Below are 14,695 nucleotides of genomic sequence, written 5' to 3' on the forward strand. Positions count from 1 at the left end.
CGGCGCAGCGCATTTCCGCGGACGACATCGCAAGGGTTTGCCGGCGTCGATGCGGGGTGACGAGGCGCACCGACCTCGACGCTGACCCGCTTTGGGCAGCGGGGCGTGTCATCCGGTCCCTACCCCGATAAACGACAGACCTTGCGTACTAGGCGCCTTTGCGGGTCAAATCCATGCCGAAACCCTAATCGACCGCAACGGAAACGCCACCCGAAACGATGCCCAAACCCGAGACCCCGGCGTGAGCGCCGCCCGACCGACTGTTCTGCTGGTCGACGACGAACCGCTGTCGCTCGAAACCCTGACCAGGACGCTCGACGAGTCGTTCGAGGTGTTGACGGCAACCAGCGCCGCCGCCGCCGAGGAGATCCTCGCGCAGGAATGGGTCCAGGTCATCGTCACCGATCAACGGATGCCCGAGACCACCGGGGTGGAATTCCTCGCTCGGGTCAGGGAGCGTTGGCCGGACGTCGTGCGCATCATCATCTCGGGCTATACGGATCCCGGAGACATCATCGAGGGCATCAACCGCGCAGGCATCTATCAGTACATCACCAAACCCTGGCATCCCGACACTCTCCTGCTGACCGTCGGGAACGCCTGCCATCTTTATCGCCTCCAGCGCGAGCACGAGCTCCTCTCGCTCGAAACCCGCCTCACCGCCGCGACCCTGGAGCAGAAACTCGCCGCACACCGCGCGCGACTGAAACGGACCTTTCGGCTCGACGCCATCGTGCGCAGTCCCGGCGGCCCTCTCGACGCGGCGTGCGACCTGGTGGAGCGCGTCGCACCCTACGACATCCCGGTGTTGTTGACCGGCGAATCCGGTACCGGGAAGGAGCTCTTTGCGCGAGCCCTGCACTACAACAGCCACCGAGCCGACAAGCCTTTCGTCGCGGAGAATTGCGGCGCCATGCCGGATCAACTCCTCGAGAGCGAGCTGTTCGGACACAAAAAAGGCGCCTTCACCGGCGCCGTCAACGATCGGATCGGTCTCTTCGAGCAGGCCGACGGCGGCACGATCTTTCTCGACGAGATCGGCGAGGTCTCGCGGGCGTTCCAGGTCAAACTACTGCGCGTCCTGCAGGAGGGCGACGTGCGCCCGCTTGGAAGCAATCAACGTCGCCGCGTCGACGTGCGCGTGGTGGCGGCGACGAATCGGTCGCTGGAGACCGAGATCGACGCAGGCCGCTTTCGGGAGGATCTCTATTACCGACTCGCCGCGGTTCGCCTCCATCTCCCGCCGCTGCGCGAGCGCCCGGGCGACATCCCGGTGCTCGCCCGTCATCACCTCGAGGCCGCCATGGCCGCGTTCGGAAAACCCGTGACAGGACTCAGCGACGCTCTGATCGACCGCCTCCAACGCCATCATTGGCCGGGAAACGTACGGGAGCTGCAGAACGAGATCCAGCGCATGCTGGTGATGTGCGACGACAACGAGCTCGGAGCGGATTTGCTCGATCCCGGCATCCTCGGCGCTACCGCGCGCTCCGAGCCCCCGGCCTCCGAACCGCTGCAGGCGCAGACCCTCAAGGCACGCATCGAGGCACTCGAGGTCAACATCCTCGGCGAAGCACTCGAGCGCAATCGCTGGAACAAATCACAAACCGCGGCGGAGCTGGGCCTGTCACGCGTCGGCCTCAGTGCAAAGATCGAGCGGTATGGGTTGTCGAGGCCGCAGGGGAACGATCGGCGCGATCCGTCCTAAACCGCGTCCAGAGCGAGATGCTCACTTTAGCGTGAGTTCGACGTCGGGTGCATCCACGGCTCTTAGCGGAGACGCGGTTTAGAATTTTATATCTTTTAATACTTTAAACCGCGCCGGCTCCGACAATGATCGGAGCCGGCGCGGCCAAACCAAATCAACAAACGACGCATGCCGCGCTGGGCGCGGTTTAAACCTTGAAGATCCGACGCCTCACCCGCCGGGTCGCGGCCGCTACGACCTGATCCGCGCCGGGCAGGTTAGGCCCGACGCGAGCTGCCGCTAATGCGTATGCGCCTTCATCATCAGCTTGAGGATCTTCAAATTGATGACGATGAAGCGATAGAGCTGCCATACGATCGATGTGCGCATGTATCGCGTCACGCGCGTGGGCACCGGCGGATAGTAGGCCTGTTGATAGGGCTCTCGGTTCTTTGCGGTCATGAACGTGTCTCCTCGATGATCTGATGTTGTCTCCCGAGCGCAAAACCCACGCGCGCTCGGCCTATCAATCGGGCAGCATCGACCAACCCGGCCGGAGCTTGGCCTGATAGATGAAGACGTGGTGCAGGATGTATTTCATCCAATGCCCCGCCAAACCGATCTCGCCGAAGGTCAGATCCATGTCGCGACCGTATTCCGGGTATTTGTCGTAGTCCGGCACCACCGGAAACACGGTCATGGTGGCTGCGGTCCCTTTGAAGATATCCGATCCGGTCGAGGCCACGCAGGCCGCGCCGATCTCGGCCATCGACGCCGTGTGCGTGGGCGCGGAGGCGCCCTTGATCATGTCCCGAATGCTCGTCGCCACGGCCTTGCCGATCGCCGCGGACGGCATACCGGTGCGTGGCGGTGTCGGGTTGATCGGGGTCCCGTTGGCGCTCTTCATGGGTTTGCTGATCAGATGCGGAGGCGCAAAGGCGATCCCGACCGCGAACATGTTTTTGTACAGCGGGGTCTGATAGGTCTTCGGCCAGTCCTGCGGACCCCAATCCTCGTAAGGCTTCTGCTCGTAGTCCGCGTCCACCTTCATGAAGCCGTTCGGCGCGAAGATCTTGGCGGTGATGTCCTCGCCTGATTTGTCGTACGCCTTCAAGGGCTGCCCGGCAAACGGCGGGATCAGCATGGAGAAATCGAAGTCGAGCTCGTGGAAGCTGCCGTCGAGGATCTCGTAGTGGATCTTGCCCGGCTCGACCTTGGTAACGGCCGCACGGGTGATCCATTCCATACCCCGCTCGACCATCAGGGACTCGGCGAAGACCTTGCCGTTGGTGACATAGCCGCCGCGATGGATATGGACGCCGCCCATTCCGAAATCGCCGAGCTCGTACTCGTTGCTGATCCAAACCAAGCGCGCCTTGTCGCGCACGCCCGCCTCGCGCAGCGCATGATCGATGTTGTAGATGTATTCGAAGGCGGCCCCTTGGCACGTACACATGCCATGGCCGGTGCCGACGACAAAGGTCTTCTTCGCACCGGCCTTCATCTCCGCGATCATCTTCTGCAGGTGCTCGTTGGCCTCCTTGGCATGGTCCGGGGTGCAGACCGAGAGGCTATAGCCGCCGTCCGGCCCGAGGCCCGGGGTTGCACCGAAGTTCAGTTTGGGGCCGGTCGCGTTGACCAGATAATCGTACTCGATCGCATCGGTCTGGCCGAGTCGGGCCGGATCCGTGTATTCGATCGTGACATAAGGCGCGGTGTGCTCTGCGCCCCCCTCGGGATGGATCGAAACGGCACCGGCCTGGCGAAAATCCACGCCGAGCTTCTTGTAGATCGGCGCCAACTCGAAGGTCACCTGCTTCTCGGTCATCTCGCCGACGCCGACCCAGATGTTGGACGGGATCCAGTTCCACTTCGGCTTGGGCGAAACAACCGTGATCGAATGCGACTTACCGAGCCATTTTCCGAGATATCGAGCGACCGTATGCCCGGAAATGCCCGCCCCGAGGATAAGGATTCGTGCCATCTGTGTAGCCTCGCAATGGTGGTATCAAGCCATAGACGCTAGCAAGACGCGCAGCCCCTGGCAAAGACATGGATCAATGGATTCGACATCCGTCAGGGGCTTGCCGGAAGCTTGCGCTGACCGGCTCCGCACTCGATGAAGATGGGCTGCGGACAGGTTGCGCAGATGGACTTGTCCAGCTTCTGGTAGATCGCACGGATGGCAGCGTTCTTGGCCTGGAAGACATTACGCCCGCCGGTCGCGTCGATGCAACCACAACGTTCAAGGGCATCCCAGAGCCCGGCCTTGACGTTGATGAGATAAAGCCCGCCACCCTCGGCTTGGCGCCGCTTGGCCTCGCGCACCAGCGTCTCCCCGCCCTGCAGATCCACGAAGTTGATGCCCTCGGCAAGGACCGCCAAGTGCTTCTGCGCCGGATGCGTCGCGCGCAGCCGGTCGAATGCGCTCTCCACATGTGCCACCGAGCCGAAAAACAGCGAGCCGTCGATCCGCATGATGTGCAGCTGCGGGCATTGGGCGACGTCCGGCTCGCAGGAGAAGGCCCGATTGGGCAGGCGCGGATCCGGCGCCAAGTGAACGATGCGCGGCTTGGAGGTGCGATCCAGATAGAGTACGAGCGAGAGCAGAACCCCGGCGAAAATGGCAAACTCAAGCTCCAGGAAGAGCGCCGAGAAGAAGGTCACCGCCAAGACCGATGTCTCGCGTTTGGAGGCTTTGAGGATGTGCCCGATCTCTTTGAAATCGACGAGCCCCCAAGCGACCAGGAACAGCAATCCCGCCATTGCGGCCGTCGGCAGATAACTCGCGTAAGGCGCGACCAAGGGCACGATCCCGATCAGCAGCACGCCCGCGAAGATGGCCGCCAACGGCGTGCGCGCGCCGGCGGCATAGTTCACGCCGCTGCGGTTGAACGAGCCGGTCGCGACGTAGGCCGAGAAGAAGGAGCCGGCGATGTTCGAGAGGCCTTGGCCGATAAATTCCTGGTTGCCGTCGATGCGGTAGCCCCCGCGCGCCGCGAGCGAGCGGCCGATCGACACCGCCTCGGTGAGTGCGAAAAGCGTGACCGCCAGAGCGGTGGGGGCCAACTCCTTGATGTGATCGAAGGTCAGATCAGGGGCCGACAGCGGCGGGAATCCCGCAGGCAAGGCCCCGACCGTCGCGATCCCGGTCACCTCGTTGCCGAGCCAGGCGTCGAGTCCAAAGGCGACCAGGCTGCCGCCGAGCATGGCGGCGATCATATATGGGATCTTCGGCAACCAACGCTTGAAGGCGATACCGATCAGAAGGGTCGAGACCGCGACCAACGTGGTCGCCGGGCTGATCTCGAGCACGTGGTGACCGAACTGGATCAGGATGTCGTGCAGGTGCCCCCCGCTGTCCATCTCGATACCGAAGAAGTGCTTGAGCTGCTTGGCCGCAATCAAGAGCGCCGCACCGGCCGTGAAACCGACCACCACCGAATGGGAGATGAAGTTGACCAGGGTTCCCATGCGCGCCAGACCAAGCGCAAGCTCCATGAGCCCGACCATGAAGGTCAAGGTCAAGGCAAGCGTCACGTAGTCCGGCGAGCCGGGCATCGCCATGACCGACAAGGAGGAAAACAACACGACCGACGCCGCCGTCGTCGGCCCCGAGACCAGGTGACGCGAAGACCCGAACAACGCCGCGATGATGGCCGGCACCATCCCGGCATAGAGCCCGTATTGGGGCGGCATGCCGGCGATGGTCGCAAATGCCACGGCCTGCGGCAGCACGACCAAGGCGCCGATGACGGCGGCGAGCGCATCGCCCTTGATCTCCGTGCGCCCGACCCCGGGCAACCAGGACATAAAGGGAACGAGCCAGGACCAACGATGCGAAACCGAGTACGACATGATTGCGGCATCTCAATGAGGAAGATCGGAAGCGACGACCGACAGGTGCCGCCGATGTTGCCGAGGTGACCGACCTGCGGCTCGGCGGCGATCGTTACAGGCCGAACACGCCGCGCACCAACCCCCCGAATTGTACGCGATTCAACCCCGGCACCGTCGTGTCGATCGTGTCGATCCGCCGAACCGACCATGCGCCTACTTCTGCGTTGCAACCCGGGACGGTTATATTGATCTCCAGCGCGACCACAGGGACCGCCGAACATGGCACATCGGACATCGCTCGCTATCTTGATCTGCACCTACAACAACGCACGGCTTCTGGAACGCACCCTGGATGCGCTTCGCCGGCAGCGGGTGGCGCCGTCCGTGGATTGGCGGGTGGTGGTGATCGACAACAATTGCACCGACGACACCCCGGCGGTCGTCGATCGCTTTCGACCCTTATTCGATGTCCCCTTGACCCGCGTACCCGAGCCGCGGCAAGGGCTCACGCCGGCACGGGCGAGAGGCGTGCTGAGCACTCAAAGCGACTGGCTTGCGTTCGTCGACGACGACTGCCTGCTTGCCGATGACTGGATTGATCAAGCCGCGATCTTCGCGTCGGAACACCCCGAATGCGGGGCATTCAGCGGAAAGGTCATTCTCGAATGGGAGGACGCCGATCCACCCGCCTACACCGACGGTTACGGCTGGGCCTATGCCGAGACGGACCTCGGCGACCGGCCGCTGCGCCGGGATTGGCTCGCAGGGGCCGGCATGGTTCTGCGTCGCACCACGCTGGCGCAGAGCGGCTGGATCGATCGGCAGCTTCTCGACGACCGGATCGGCAAACGCCTGATCTCGGGCGGGGACGTGGAGATCGGCCTGCGCATCGCGCGCATCGCCGAGGTCTGGTACAACCCGGCTTGCCGGCTGCGACATCTGATCCCGGCTGACCGCACCACGCGGCGTTACCTGCGCCGGATGATCTTTGGCTTGGGTGCGAGCGGCCACAATACCGGAGCGCTGACCTGGACCGGCACCTATCCGGGCTGGCTTGTGCGTTCTACTGTTCAGTCGATGCGACTCTTCGGTCAGGAGCTGCGGCGCCTCGTCGGCGATGTCTATCATCGCCGCCCCGGCCGCGACATCGGGATTGCACTCGGTTTCGTCGCAGGCTGGTGGTGGGCGATGTGGCAGATGCTCTTCATGAGCCGGCTCGCAAGGCGTCGGCTGCTCGGCGGCATCCTCGCGGCGCCCGCGAGCCGTTCAGTCCGGGTTTGACGACCCGACCGATTCCCCGATGACGCTGAAGATCTGCCATCCCCTGCGAAGATCGGCACCTCTCCCTGTGCCGAGGGTGAGCCTGACTCCATCGGCGTCTCCATACTCGGACGCGCGCCGCGCTTGAAGCCGCGCGGTCAGGACCCCGCTGGACAAGAGACCCGATGGACATCACGAACCAGATTATCCTCGTCGCCTCCCTGGTGCTCTTTGCGAGCATCCTGGACAGCGTCGTCACCAGCCGCTTCGGTGTGCCCCTGCTGCTGGTCTTTCTTTTTATCGGGATGTTGCTCGGGGAGGAGGGGCCAGGCGGAATCCACTTCGACGACGTCCAGATCGCACACCTGTTCGGCAGCTTAGCCCTGGCGATCATCCTCTTCGACGGCGGTCTCGTGACGCCGTTTCGGAACTTTCGCGTCGGCCTCAAGCCTGCGGTCGGTTTAGCCACCGTCGGCGTCCTGATTACGGCTGCGGTGACGGGGCTCTTCGCAGCTTGGTGGCTCGGACTGCATTGGATGGAAGGCCTCTTGCTGGGCGCGATCGTCGGATCGACCGATGCCGCCGCAGTCTTCTCGCTGCTGCGTTCGCAGGGGCTCGAGCTCAAGCAGCGGGTCGGCGCCACGCTCGAGATCGAGTCCGGCAGCAACGACCCCATGGCCATCTTTCTGACGATCGTACTCATGGAGCTGATCATCAGCGGCAGCGACGATATCGGCTTGGTGCTGCTGCTGGAGTTCGTGCGTCAGATGGGGCTCGGCGCCCTGTTCGGGATCATCGGCGGCTTGGGTCTGGTGCGCCTGATCAATCGCCTGGAGATGTCGACCGGGCTTTATCCGTTGGCCGTCATGGCCGGCGGCCTGAGCATCTTCGGGATCACCTCGGTGCTGCAGGGCAGCGGTTTCCTGGCCATCTATCTCGCCGGCCTGGTGATCGGCAACCGGCCGCTGCAGTCGAGCCAGTACATCAAACGCTTCCACGACGGCATCGCCCGGCTGTCGCAGATCGGGATGTTTCTGATGCTCGGACTCCTGGTGACTCCTTCCGAGCTCTTACCCGTCGCCTCGGATGCCTTGTTGTTCGCCGCGGTCCTGACCCTGGCCGCCCGCCCGCTTGCGGTCTGGCTTTGCCTGCTGCCGTTCCGATTTCCATGGCGCGAGCAGGTCTTCGTCGGCTGGGTCGGGTTGCGCGGGGCAGTGCCGATCATTCTGGCGCTCTTCCCGCTTCTCGCCGGGATGGACCAGGCGTCCATGTATTTCAACATCGTCTTCTTCGTGGTGCTGGTGTCGCTGCTCATCCAGGGGTGGACGGTCGCCTCCTCCGCCCGCCGGCTGGGGCTGGAGGTGCCGCCGACCAGTCATCAGGTGCAGCGTGTGGAGCTCGATATTCCGGGCCAGCGCGAGCTCGAGCTGGTCGGTTATCGTCTGGCGAAAGACACACCCGTCGTGGTCGAGCGGCGCGATGCAGTGCGGCTCCCGAAGAACGCGCGGGTGGCGGCGGTTCTGCGCGGGAAACACCTGATCGAGACCCTCGACCTGTCCGACCTGAGACCGGACGACTATCTTTACCTCATCGCCGACCCGGCCGACCTTGCCGATTTGGATCGGCTCTTCGTCGCAAGCGCGGCGCCCGAGCGCTTATCGGATCAGGTCTTCTTCGGCGAGTTCGTGCTCAACGGCGAGGCGCGGGTCGGGGATCTGGCAGCCGCCTACGCGCTGGATCTACGCGGCTCGGACCATGCCCTGACATTGGATGCCTTCATCAGGCGTGACCTGCACACCGCCCACCCCGTGATCGGCGACAGACTCCAACTCAAAACGGTCGATCTGGTGGTACGGGAGGTCGAAGGCGACCGAATCCTCAAGGTCGGCTTGAAGCTGGTGCGCAGCGGCTGATCTCAGCGCGGGAGTCTTTGGTCGTTTTCGGAATCGGCCCTGAAGCCCATCCCGCAAGCCGCGGCGAAAACCCGCCGCGGCACGGGGCGATCGACACCGCGCCTCACCAATCAGCCGACGCATTGAGTGCGGCCCTGGCCTCCTCGCTCGGAAACAGGACGACGCCCGCCTCGTCGATCAGCGAGATCGCCAGGGTGGGGCAACCCTCCGCAGCGGCTCGCATGATGTGCTGGTCGCCCAGCCCCCCCGTCGGGAGAGCCTTAAGGTCGTCCCCGACTATCGTGCTCTTTGAAGGCTTGGGGGCAGGCCACCCAGCAGGTCCCGCAGCCGATGCAGGCGGCGTCGATAACCTCGATTTTACTGATCATAAGTGCAAGCAATCCGTATTCGAATTCGTTGAGCGGCCCGAGCCGCGCGCGTCGGGCGCAAAGATTACGCCGCACGCCGCCATGGCGCAACGCTGCAAGCCCCAACCTCATCCCGATGCGGGCCTGACGAATCGCGTCCGCGGGTGTACCTTACGCGATCCTCAAGATTCAGGCGAAACGCAGGAGACGCTTCATGTCCGACGCCCCGTTCGAGCTCGTCGACGCCAAAGACAACTTCATCGACAGCGACTGGTTCCATCAGTGCCGCGAGACCCGCACACCCTTCGTCGTCGTGCGTAGCGGCGAACACTCGGCGGATGTCCTCTGGGATTACATCACGTTGCCGCCCGAGTGCGACGCGGCGCTGCGGGAGAACCTGCCCGCATTGGAGCGTGACGCCCGCGCCATCTTCGATCGCTACGCCATTCCAGAGTCCTATCTCCGCGTCAAGGCTACCCTGATCGGCTTCGATCGCCTGCCGTTCGATCGCGCCAAGAGTGCGGCGGCAGAGCTCTACAACCTGATCGCCGCCTACCTTCCTCCGGCGGCCGAGGCCGTCCCCGCCGGCACGATGCTGCACGACGCGCACGCGGAAACCGACGCACGTCGGGACACCGCAGCGTCGACATCGCGCCGCCTCTGGGTCGAAGCGGTCAGCACCTCCTCTGCGGCCTGACATCCGGCAGCGCACGAAAACACAACATAGGGTTCAGCGTTTCCGGATTCTCCACAAGATATTGTGTTCATGAGCACTGGACATCCGCGACGAATGCCCTAAACTCCCGTGTCACGAACGCACCGGAGCGACCACCGACATGTTTGGCCGACGGCCGTCGGAAGCCCCCTGCATGCCGAGCTCGCCAACCGAATCCCATCGAGGAGACACATGATGCTGAACTGGGACGACCCACTCGCCACGACCGGATCCGCCGCCCGAGATCACCGGGGGTCTTGCCTCGTCGATCCGACCGCCCCCCGCGAAGACTGGTCCACCGACGAGCCGTCCCGCACGCCGACGGCAACCGCGCCTCGCCCGGCCCTCGGCAACGCGCATGTGCGTCCCGGCCAAGGCTTGGTCAGCAATACCGACTTGATGGCGACGGCCGGCGCAGCCCCTGTGGTCGACCCCAACCCATTCCCTGCGTCCGCAACGCAGCAGAGCGAGCTGCCGATCGGCGACACACTGCTGCCGGCCGAGCCGCGGTTGCACAGTCAGCAGACGGATGACGGCATCGTGGGCGGTGCCACTGGTCTCGAGTCGCTCGAGATGGGCGCGGGACGGGTGCGCGTCGACGACAAGAAGATCATCAACTGCCACGCGGATCTCAACCAACTCGTCCCCTTTAAGTACGAGTGGGCCTGGCAAAAGTATCTCGACGCCTGCGCCAACCACTGGATGCCGCAAGAGATCAACATGAACGCGGACATCGCGCTCTGGAAGGATCCCAACGGCCTGACCGACGACGAGCGCACCATCATCAAGCGCAATCTCGGCTTCTTCTCCACCGCCGATTCCTTGGTCGCCAACAATCTGGTCCTGGCCGTCTACCGCCACATCTCCAACCCCGAGTGCCGCCAGTATCTGCTGCGCCAATCCTTCGAGGAGGCGCTGCACACCCACGCCTATCAGTATGTCGTCGAAAGCCTGGGCCTGGATGAAGGCGAGATCTTCAACATGTACCGCGAGGTCCCCTCGGTCGCACGCAAGGCCGAGTGGGCCCTGCCCTACACCCAGCACCTGGCCGACCCGCACTTCAAGACCGGCACCCCCGAGAACGACCGCAAACTGCTGCGCGAGCTGGTGGCCTTCTATGTCATCTTCGAAGGCATCTTCTTCTACGTCGGATTCGTGCAGGTCCTGAGCATGGGGCGGCGCAACAAGATGACCGGCACCGCCGAGCAGTTCCAGTACATCCTGCGCGACGAATCCATGCACATGAACTTCGGCATCGACGTGATCAACCAGATCAAGATCGAGAACCCGCATCTGTGGAGCCCGGAATTCAAGCAAGAGCTCATCACCATGATCCGCGATGCCGTGACCATGGAATCGCGCTACGCCCACGACACCATGCCCCGCGGCGTCCTCGGGCTCAACGCACCCATGTTCGAGGAATATCTGCAATTCATCGCCAACCGGCGTTGTGCGCAGATCGGTCTGCCGGAGCAGTATCCGGGCGCATCCAACCCCTTCCCCTGGATGTCCGAGGTGCTTGATCTGAAGAAGGAGAAGAACTTCTTCGAGACCCGGGTGACGGAATATCAGACGGGCGGCGCGTTGAACTGGGATTAAACCGCGTTTTGTGGGTCACTTGCGGGATTCCATCGAGCCCGGCCCGCTGGAGCCCCAATGGGTCTTTGAGTCACGCGGTTTAAGGTTTTTTGGTCAATTATCGACTTAAACCGCGTCTGCTCCGAGATTGGCTGTTTCCTTCGACGCTGACCCAGCGCGCATAGAGCGCATTTCACAGGGAGACGCGGTTTAATGCGCGCCGAAACGAGCCTTTATATCTCGATGACGGACGAGACAAACCTGCTCTCCGCCGTCTCTCCACAACCATTCTCACTCGACGGCGCCGAATGGCCCACGGCCGAGCATTATGTCCTGGCCATGCAGTTCGAGGATCCCGCGCTCATGGCCGAGATCCGCTCGTCGCTCGACCCGCAGCAAGCCCGCAAACTCGCCAAGCGTCACAAGCGCAAGATCCGCAGCGACTGGGAGTCGGTGCGGCGTGTCTATGTGACCCGCGCCGTCTACACCCGCTGCCTCAGCCATCCCGAATCCGCGCAGGCACTCCTCGAAACCGGCGACAAACGCATCATCGAGAGCAGCCTCTATGACTACTACTGGGGCTGCGGCCGGGACGGACGTGGACTCAACACCTATGGAGAGGTGCTCATGGACGTCAGGGAGAAACTCCGCTCGGTGGCGGCCGTCTCTGCGGTATAGTGGTCCGCCCGGGCTCATGACCCGACGGGGCGAGCTTGACCGACCGCATCCGCCACGAGCGCATTCAGCTCCCGAGCTGATTTAGCCGCTCGACACTCGACAACGAAACCACGCCGCGACGCATCCAGGAATGCCGATTCCAGACACGGGCCAACATGATCACACTTGAATCGATGGAGCTCGGTCTGAGACAGGGTGAGTTCTTCCTTGAGTATCTCCCCACGATTTCTCTCGTGGATGGACGCTGCACAGGTGCAGAGGCATTGATCCGCTGGCGGCGATCCGATCAATTAACCATACCCCCTGGCGACTTTATCCCCTTCGCCGAGAACACCCGCGTTTCCGGAACACTCACGTACTGGGTCATCGAGACTGTCGCCGTCGAGTTGACGCCATGGCTCCGAGCCAACCCCGACGCCAAACTCGCAATCAACATACCGCCGGAAATCGTCGGGCGCGGCGGAATCCGTTACGCGGCTGATCGAAGCGGCCTCAGTGAATTCACGGATCAAATCATCCTGGAGATGACCGAGCGGGGAATACCGGACATGATGGCGGTCACGGCGATCAACGACTATCTGTCGACCGGCGGTTGCGTCGCCCTCGACGATGTCACCCTGGTCGGCGGCGGCAACCTGGCCGTTCTCGCGCGCTGCCACATCAGCATCATCAAGCTCGACAGGTCCCTTGTCTCCCAAATCGTCGAGCATGAGCCCGCGCCCGCGTGGCTGGAAAGCGTCACGGCATTGCTGCGCTCCTCCCAACTGAAGGTCGTCGCCGAAGGGGTCGAAACCCAGTTTCAGCTTGCCTCACTCCGCGCCGCGGGTATCCAGGAGGCACAGGGCTTCTATTTTTCCCCTCCCGTCCCGGCAGCGGAATTCGTGGCCTTTCATCATAAGACTCGCGGTTCTTGATTTAGGGTGACTCACCCGACCACGATGCCCGTTTCGTAAAGAACGCGCTTGTGACAGCTCGCTGCACGCGCAAGGCCTCTTGATGCCGCCCGCTTGCGCATGAATCCTTTAGCCGAGTGCAGCAAGGCGGATGGGTCGAAGCCGCTCGTTGTCGTTGTCGCAATCGACCACCGATATGATCGCGATTACGACAACGAGAATAATCTCGGGCGGTCTCGAATTCCCTGCTCTGCACCGCAGCGCCTGGAGAAAGTGCTTGAGACCTAAACCGCGTCACACCGAGATCGAGGACACCTCCGAAGCCAAACGCAAGACGAAAATGTCGCATGTCGCTCTAGGCGCGGTTTAGGTCGCGCGCGGCCGCTTCCAAGTGTAGACGGCCGTCACCGCATAGTTCCAAACCGCACCGACCAGGATCCCGGCGAGCGCCGAGAGGAACCAGCCTGAGTGCCCGCCTTGGAAGAGATAGTCGGCGATGCCGACATTCGCCAGAGCGCCGACGCTGCAGGCGGCGACGAAGGACAGCCAGCCTCGGATCAGCTGACGGCCGCGCAGACGCATGTCGCGATACGTCAGGATGTTGTTCAGGAAGAAGTTGCTGGTCATGGCGACCAGTGTTGCCGTGGCCTGACTGATCAGGAAGGCGTCCGTCCCGAGCAGGGTCAGCATGGGCCAGAGCACGGCCATGTGGACGAAGACACCGAACCCGCCGATCGCCGAGAAGGCGATGAAGCGCACCGGAATCACCGGGCCGATCAGCTTCTGAGTCAGCATCAGCAGGTATTCCCAGAGGACAGCGTTGTCGAGCTTGCTGCTGCCGGCCTCGCGCGCACGGAAGGTGAAGGGCAGCTCGCGAAAGCGCAGGGGATGCTCCGCCTCGGCGAAGATGTCGAGCAGGATCTTGAAGCCGACCCCGCTGAGACGCCGCACGCACCCCTGGACGACCGAGGCACGCACCAGAAAAAACCCGCTCATCGGATCCTGCAGGTCCGCATGGATCAAGTACTGGCCGATCCGCGTCGCGAACCGGCTCATGGATTGGCGGCGGGCGTTCCAGTCACCCATCCCTCCGCCGGAGACGTAGCGGCTGCCGACCACGATGTCCAGGTTCTCGGCCTGGATGACCTCGAGCATCTTGGGCAAAAGGGTCTCGTCGTGCTGGAGGTCGCCGTCCATCACCGCCATGAAGGGTGCGGCGGTGGACATCATGCCTTCGATGCACGCCGAGGAGAGTCCGCGTCGCCCGATACGCTGAACCAGCCTGACACGCGAATCCTGTCGCGCAATCGCGCGGACCCGGTCAGAGGTCCCGTCGGGCGAGTCGTCGTCCACGAAGATCAACTCCCAGTCGATCCCCTGCAACACCGCCTCGACCCGCCGGACGACCTCGTCCACCATGTCCGACTCTTGGTAGGTCGGTACGATGACGGCTAACTCGGGCGGAGGGCAGTTGTGTCGGGGCATCGGCTGATCGGAGATCCTAGTGGCCATGAGCGGAGGGTCGATTCGTCGCGGGAAGGAACGTGCGGTGCGCGCCCTTTCAAGTAGACTGCCGCCCGCGGCCGCGGTCACCGGAGCGGTGCCGAGACCGCAGAGCCGAGCTCCGAAGTCGTTCTATTCTAAACCGCGTCAAGAGCGACATGGGTCATTTTCATTTGGTGTTGGGCTTAGTGATTTTTCCGACTTTTGCGGAGGCGCGGTTTAGAATTTAATTTTTTTAATGTCTTAAACCGCGCCGCCTCCAACGAAAGTCAAGTCTGCGG

The 14,695-nt window shown here is 63.1% G+C and carries 12 protein-coding genes; 7 read left to right on the plus strand and 5 right to left on the minus strand.

The window, feature by feature from the left end; translation table 11 throughout:
* Positions 1-241: 241 nt before the first annotated feature.
* Positions 242-1,708 carry a sigma-54-dependent transcriptional regulator gene (locus tag THIMADRAFT_RS00540; protein WP_007190987.1) on the plus strand — a complete coding sequence of 489 codons (1,467 nt, stop codon included), beginning with the start codon at positions 242-244 and terminating at the stop codon, positions 1,706-1,708.
* 279 nt (positions 1,709-1,987) lie between these two features.
* Here the strand turns inward: THIMADRAFT_RS00540 and THIMADRAFT_RS27320 are convergent, their stop codons facing one another.
* The 3 genes from THIMADRAFT_RS27320 to THIMADRAFT_RS00550 all read right to left on the minus strand — a co-directional run bounded on the left by THIMADRAFT_RS27320 (position 1,988) and on the right by THIMADRAFT_RS00550 (position 5,545).
* Positions 1,988-2,149: a hypothetical protein gene (locus tag THIMADRAFT_RS27320; RefSeq protein WP_007190988.1), complete on the minus strand. Its 162-nt coding sequence runs from the start codon at positions 2,147-2,149 to the stop codon at positions 1,988-1,990.
* A 64-nt stretch (positions 2,150-2,213) separates the two neighbouring features.
* The gene (locus THIMADRAFT_RS00545) at positions 2,214-3,671 is read right to left on the minus strand and encodes an NAD(P)/FAD-dependent oxidoreductase (RefSeq protein ID WP_007190989.1); all 1,458 of its coding nucleotides are present in this window, start codon (positions 3,669-3,671) and stop codon (positions 2,214-2,216) included.
* A 92-nt stretch (positions 3,672-3,763) separates the two neighbouring features.
* Entirely contained in the window at positions 3,764-5,545 is a 1,782-nt protein-coding gene (locus tag THIMADRAFT_RS00550) for a SulP family inorganic anion transporter (protein ID WP_007190990.1), read from the minus strand.
* A 261-nt stretch (positions 5,546-5,806) separates the two neighbouring features.
* On the opposite strand from THIMADRAFT_RS00550, the gene THIMADRAFT_RS00555 reads away from it, so the two are divergent.
* Both THIMADRAFT_RS00555 and THIMADRAFT_RS00560 read left to right on the plus strand, forming a co-directional pair.
* Positions 5,807-6,808, plus strand: coding sequence for a glycosyltransferase (locus THIMADRAFT_RS00555; protein WP_007190991.1), 1,002 nt, complete (start codon positions 5,807-5,809; stop codon positions 6,806-6,808).
* 164 nt (positions 6,809-6,972) lie between these two features.
* Positions 6,973-8,700 carry a potassium/proton antiporter gene (locus THIMADRAFT_RS00560; RefSeq protein WP_007190992.1) on the plus strand — a complete coding sequence of 576 codons (1,728 nt, stop codon included), beginning with the start codon at positions 6,973-6,975 and terminating at the stop codon, positions 8,698-8,700.
* A gap of 260 nt (positions 8,701-8,960) precedes the next feature.
* Here the strand turns inward: THIMADRAFT_RS00560 and THIMADRAFT_RS28335 are convergent, their stop codons facing one another.
* Complete coding sequence (locus THIMADRAFT_RS28335) at positions 8,961-9,179, minus strand: ferredoxin (RefSeq protein ID WP_324603118.1); 219 nt, start codon at positions 9,177-9,179, stop codon at positions 8,961-8,963.
* Between the two features lie 82 nt (positions 9,180-9,261).
* Here THIMADRAFT_RS28335 and THIMADRAFT_RS00570 point away from each other — a divergent pair, with 82 nt between their 5' ends.
* From THIMADRAFT_RS00570 to THIMADRAFT_RS00585, 4 genes are all read left to right on the plus strand, one after another.
* Positions 9,262-9,744, plus strand: a complete 483-nt coding sequence (locus THIMADRAFT_RS00570; RefSeq protein WP_007190993.1) for a hypothetical protein — start codon at positions 9,262-9,264, stop codon at positions 9,742-9,744.
* A 213-nt stretch (positions 9,745-9,957) separates the two neighbouring features.
* Positions 9,958-11,361, plus strand: a complete 1,404-nt coding sequence (locus THIMADRAFT_RS00575) for a ribonucleotide-diphosphate reductase subunit beta (protein WP_007190994.1) — start codon at positions 9,958-9,960, stop codon at positions 11,359-11,361.
* 222 nt (positions 11,362-11,583) lie between these two features.
* A complete protein-coding gene (locus THIMADRAFT_RS00580; RefSeq protein ID WP_199484191.1) occupies positions 11,584-12,018 on the plus strand; it encodes an NADAR family protein in 435 nt (144 codons plus the stop codon).
* Between the two features lie 173 nt (positions 12,019-12,191).
* Positions 12,192-12,932 (plus strand): EAL domain-containing protein, encoded by a 741-nt coding sequence (locus THIMADRAFT_RS00585; RefSeq protein WP_158308347.1) that lies wholly within the window; start codon positions 12,192-12,194, stop codon positions 12,930-12,932.
* 345 nt (positions 12,933-13,277) lie between these two features.
* Here the strand turns inward: THIMADRAFT_RS00585 and THIMADRAFT_RS00590 are convergent, their stop codons facing one another.
* Complete coding sequence (locus THIMADRAFT_RS00590; RefSeq protein ID WP_040729297.1) at positions 13,278-14,396, minus strand: glycosyltransferase family 2 protein; 1,119 nt, start codon at positions 14,394-14,396, stop codon at positions 13,278-13,280.
* Positions 14,397-14,695: the final 299 nt, after the last annotated feature.

The organism is Thiocapsa marina 5811, assembly GCF_000223985.1.
Classification (GTDB): Bacteria; Pseudomonadota; Gammaproteobacteria; order Chromatiales; family Chromatiaceae; genus Thiocapsa; species Thiocapsa marina.

What these genes read in the sequence shown, in the direction of transcription:
- THIMADRAFT_RS27320 (WP_007190988.1), bottom strand. Translation starts at nt 2,149, where the DNA reads ATGACCGCAAAGAACCGAGAGCCCTATCAACAGGCCTACTATCCGCCG.
- THIMADRAFT_RS00545 (WP_007190989.1), bottom strand. Translation starts at nt 3,671, where the DNA reads ATGGCACGAATCCTTATCCTCGGGGCGGGCATTTCCGGGCATACGGTC.
- THIMADRAFT_RS00550 (WP_007190990.1), bottom strand. Translation starts at nt 5,545, where the DNA reads ATGTCGTACTCGGTTTCGCATCGTTGGTCCTGGCTCGTTCCCTTTATG.
- THIMADRAFT_RS00555 (WP_007190991.1), top strand. Translation starts at nt 5,807, where the DNA reads ATGGCACATCGGACATCGCTCGCTATCTTGATCTGCACCTACAACAAC.
- THIMADRAFT_RS00560 (WP_007190992.1), top strand. Translation starts at nt 6,973, where the DNA reads ATGGACATCACGAACCAGATTATCCTCGTCGCCTCCCTGGTGCTCTTT.
- THIMADRAFT_RS28335 (WP_324603118.1), bottom strand. Translation starts at nt 9,179, where the DNA reads ATGAGGTTGGGGCTTGCAGCGTTGCGCCATGGCGGCGTGCGGCGTAAT.
- THIMADRAFT_RS00570 (WP_007190993.1), top strand. Translation starts at nt 9,262, where the DNA reads ATGTCCGACGCCCCGTTCGAGCTCGTCGACGCCAAAGACAACTTCATC.
- THIMADRAFT_RS00575 (WP_007190994.1), top strand. Translation starts at nt 9,958, where the DNA reads ATGCTGAACTGGGACGACCCACTCGCCACGACCGGATCCGCCGCCCGA.
- THIMADRAFT_RS00580 (WP_199484191.1), top strand. Translation starts at nt 11,584, where the DNA reads ATGACGGACGAGACAAACCTGCTCTCCGCCGTCTCTCCACAACCATTC.
- THIMADRAFT_RS00585 (WP_158308347.1), top strand. Translation starts at nt 12,192, where the DNA reads ATGGAGCTCGGTCTGAGACAGGGTGAGTTCTTCCTTGAGTATCTCCCC.
- THIMADRAFT_RS00590 (WP_040729297.1), bottom strand. Translation starts at nt 14,396, where the DNA reads ATGCCCCGACACAACTGCCCTCCGCCCGAGTTAGCCGTCATCGTACCG.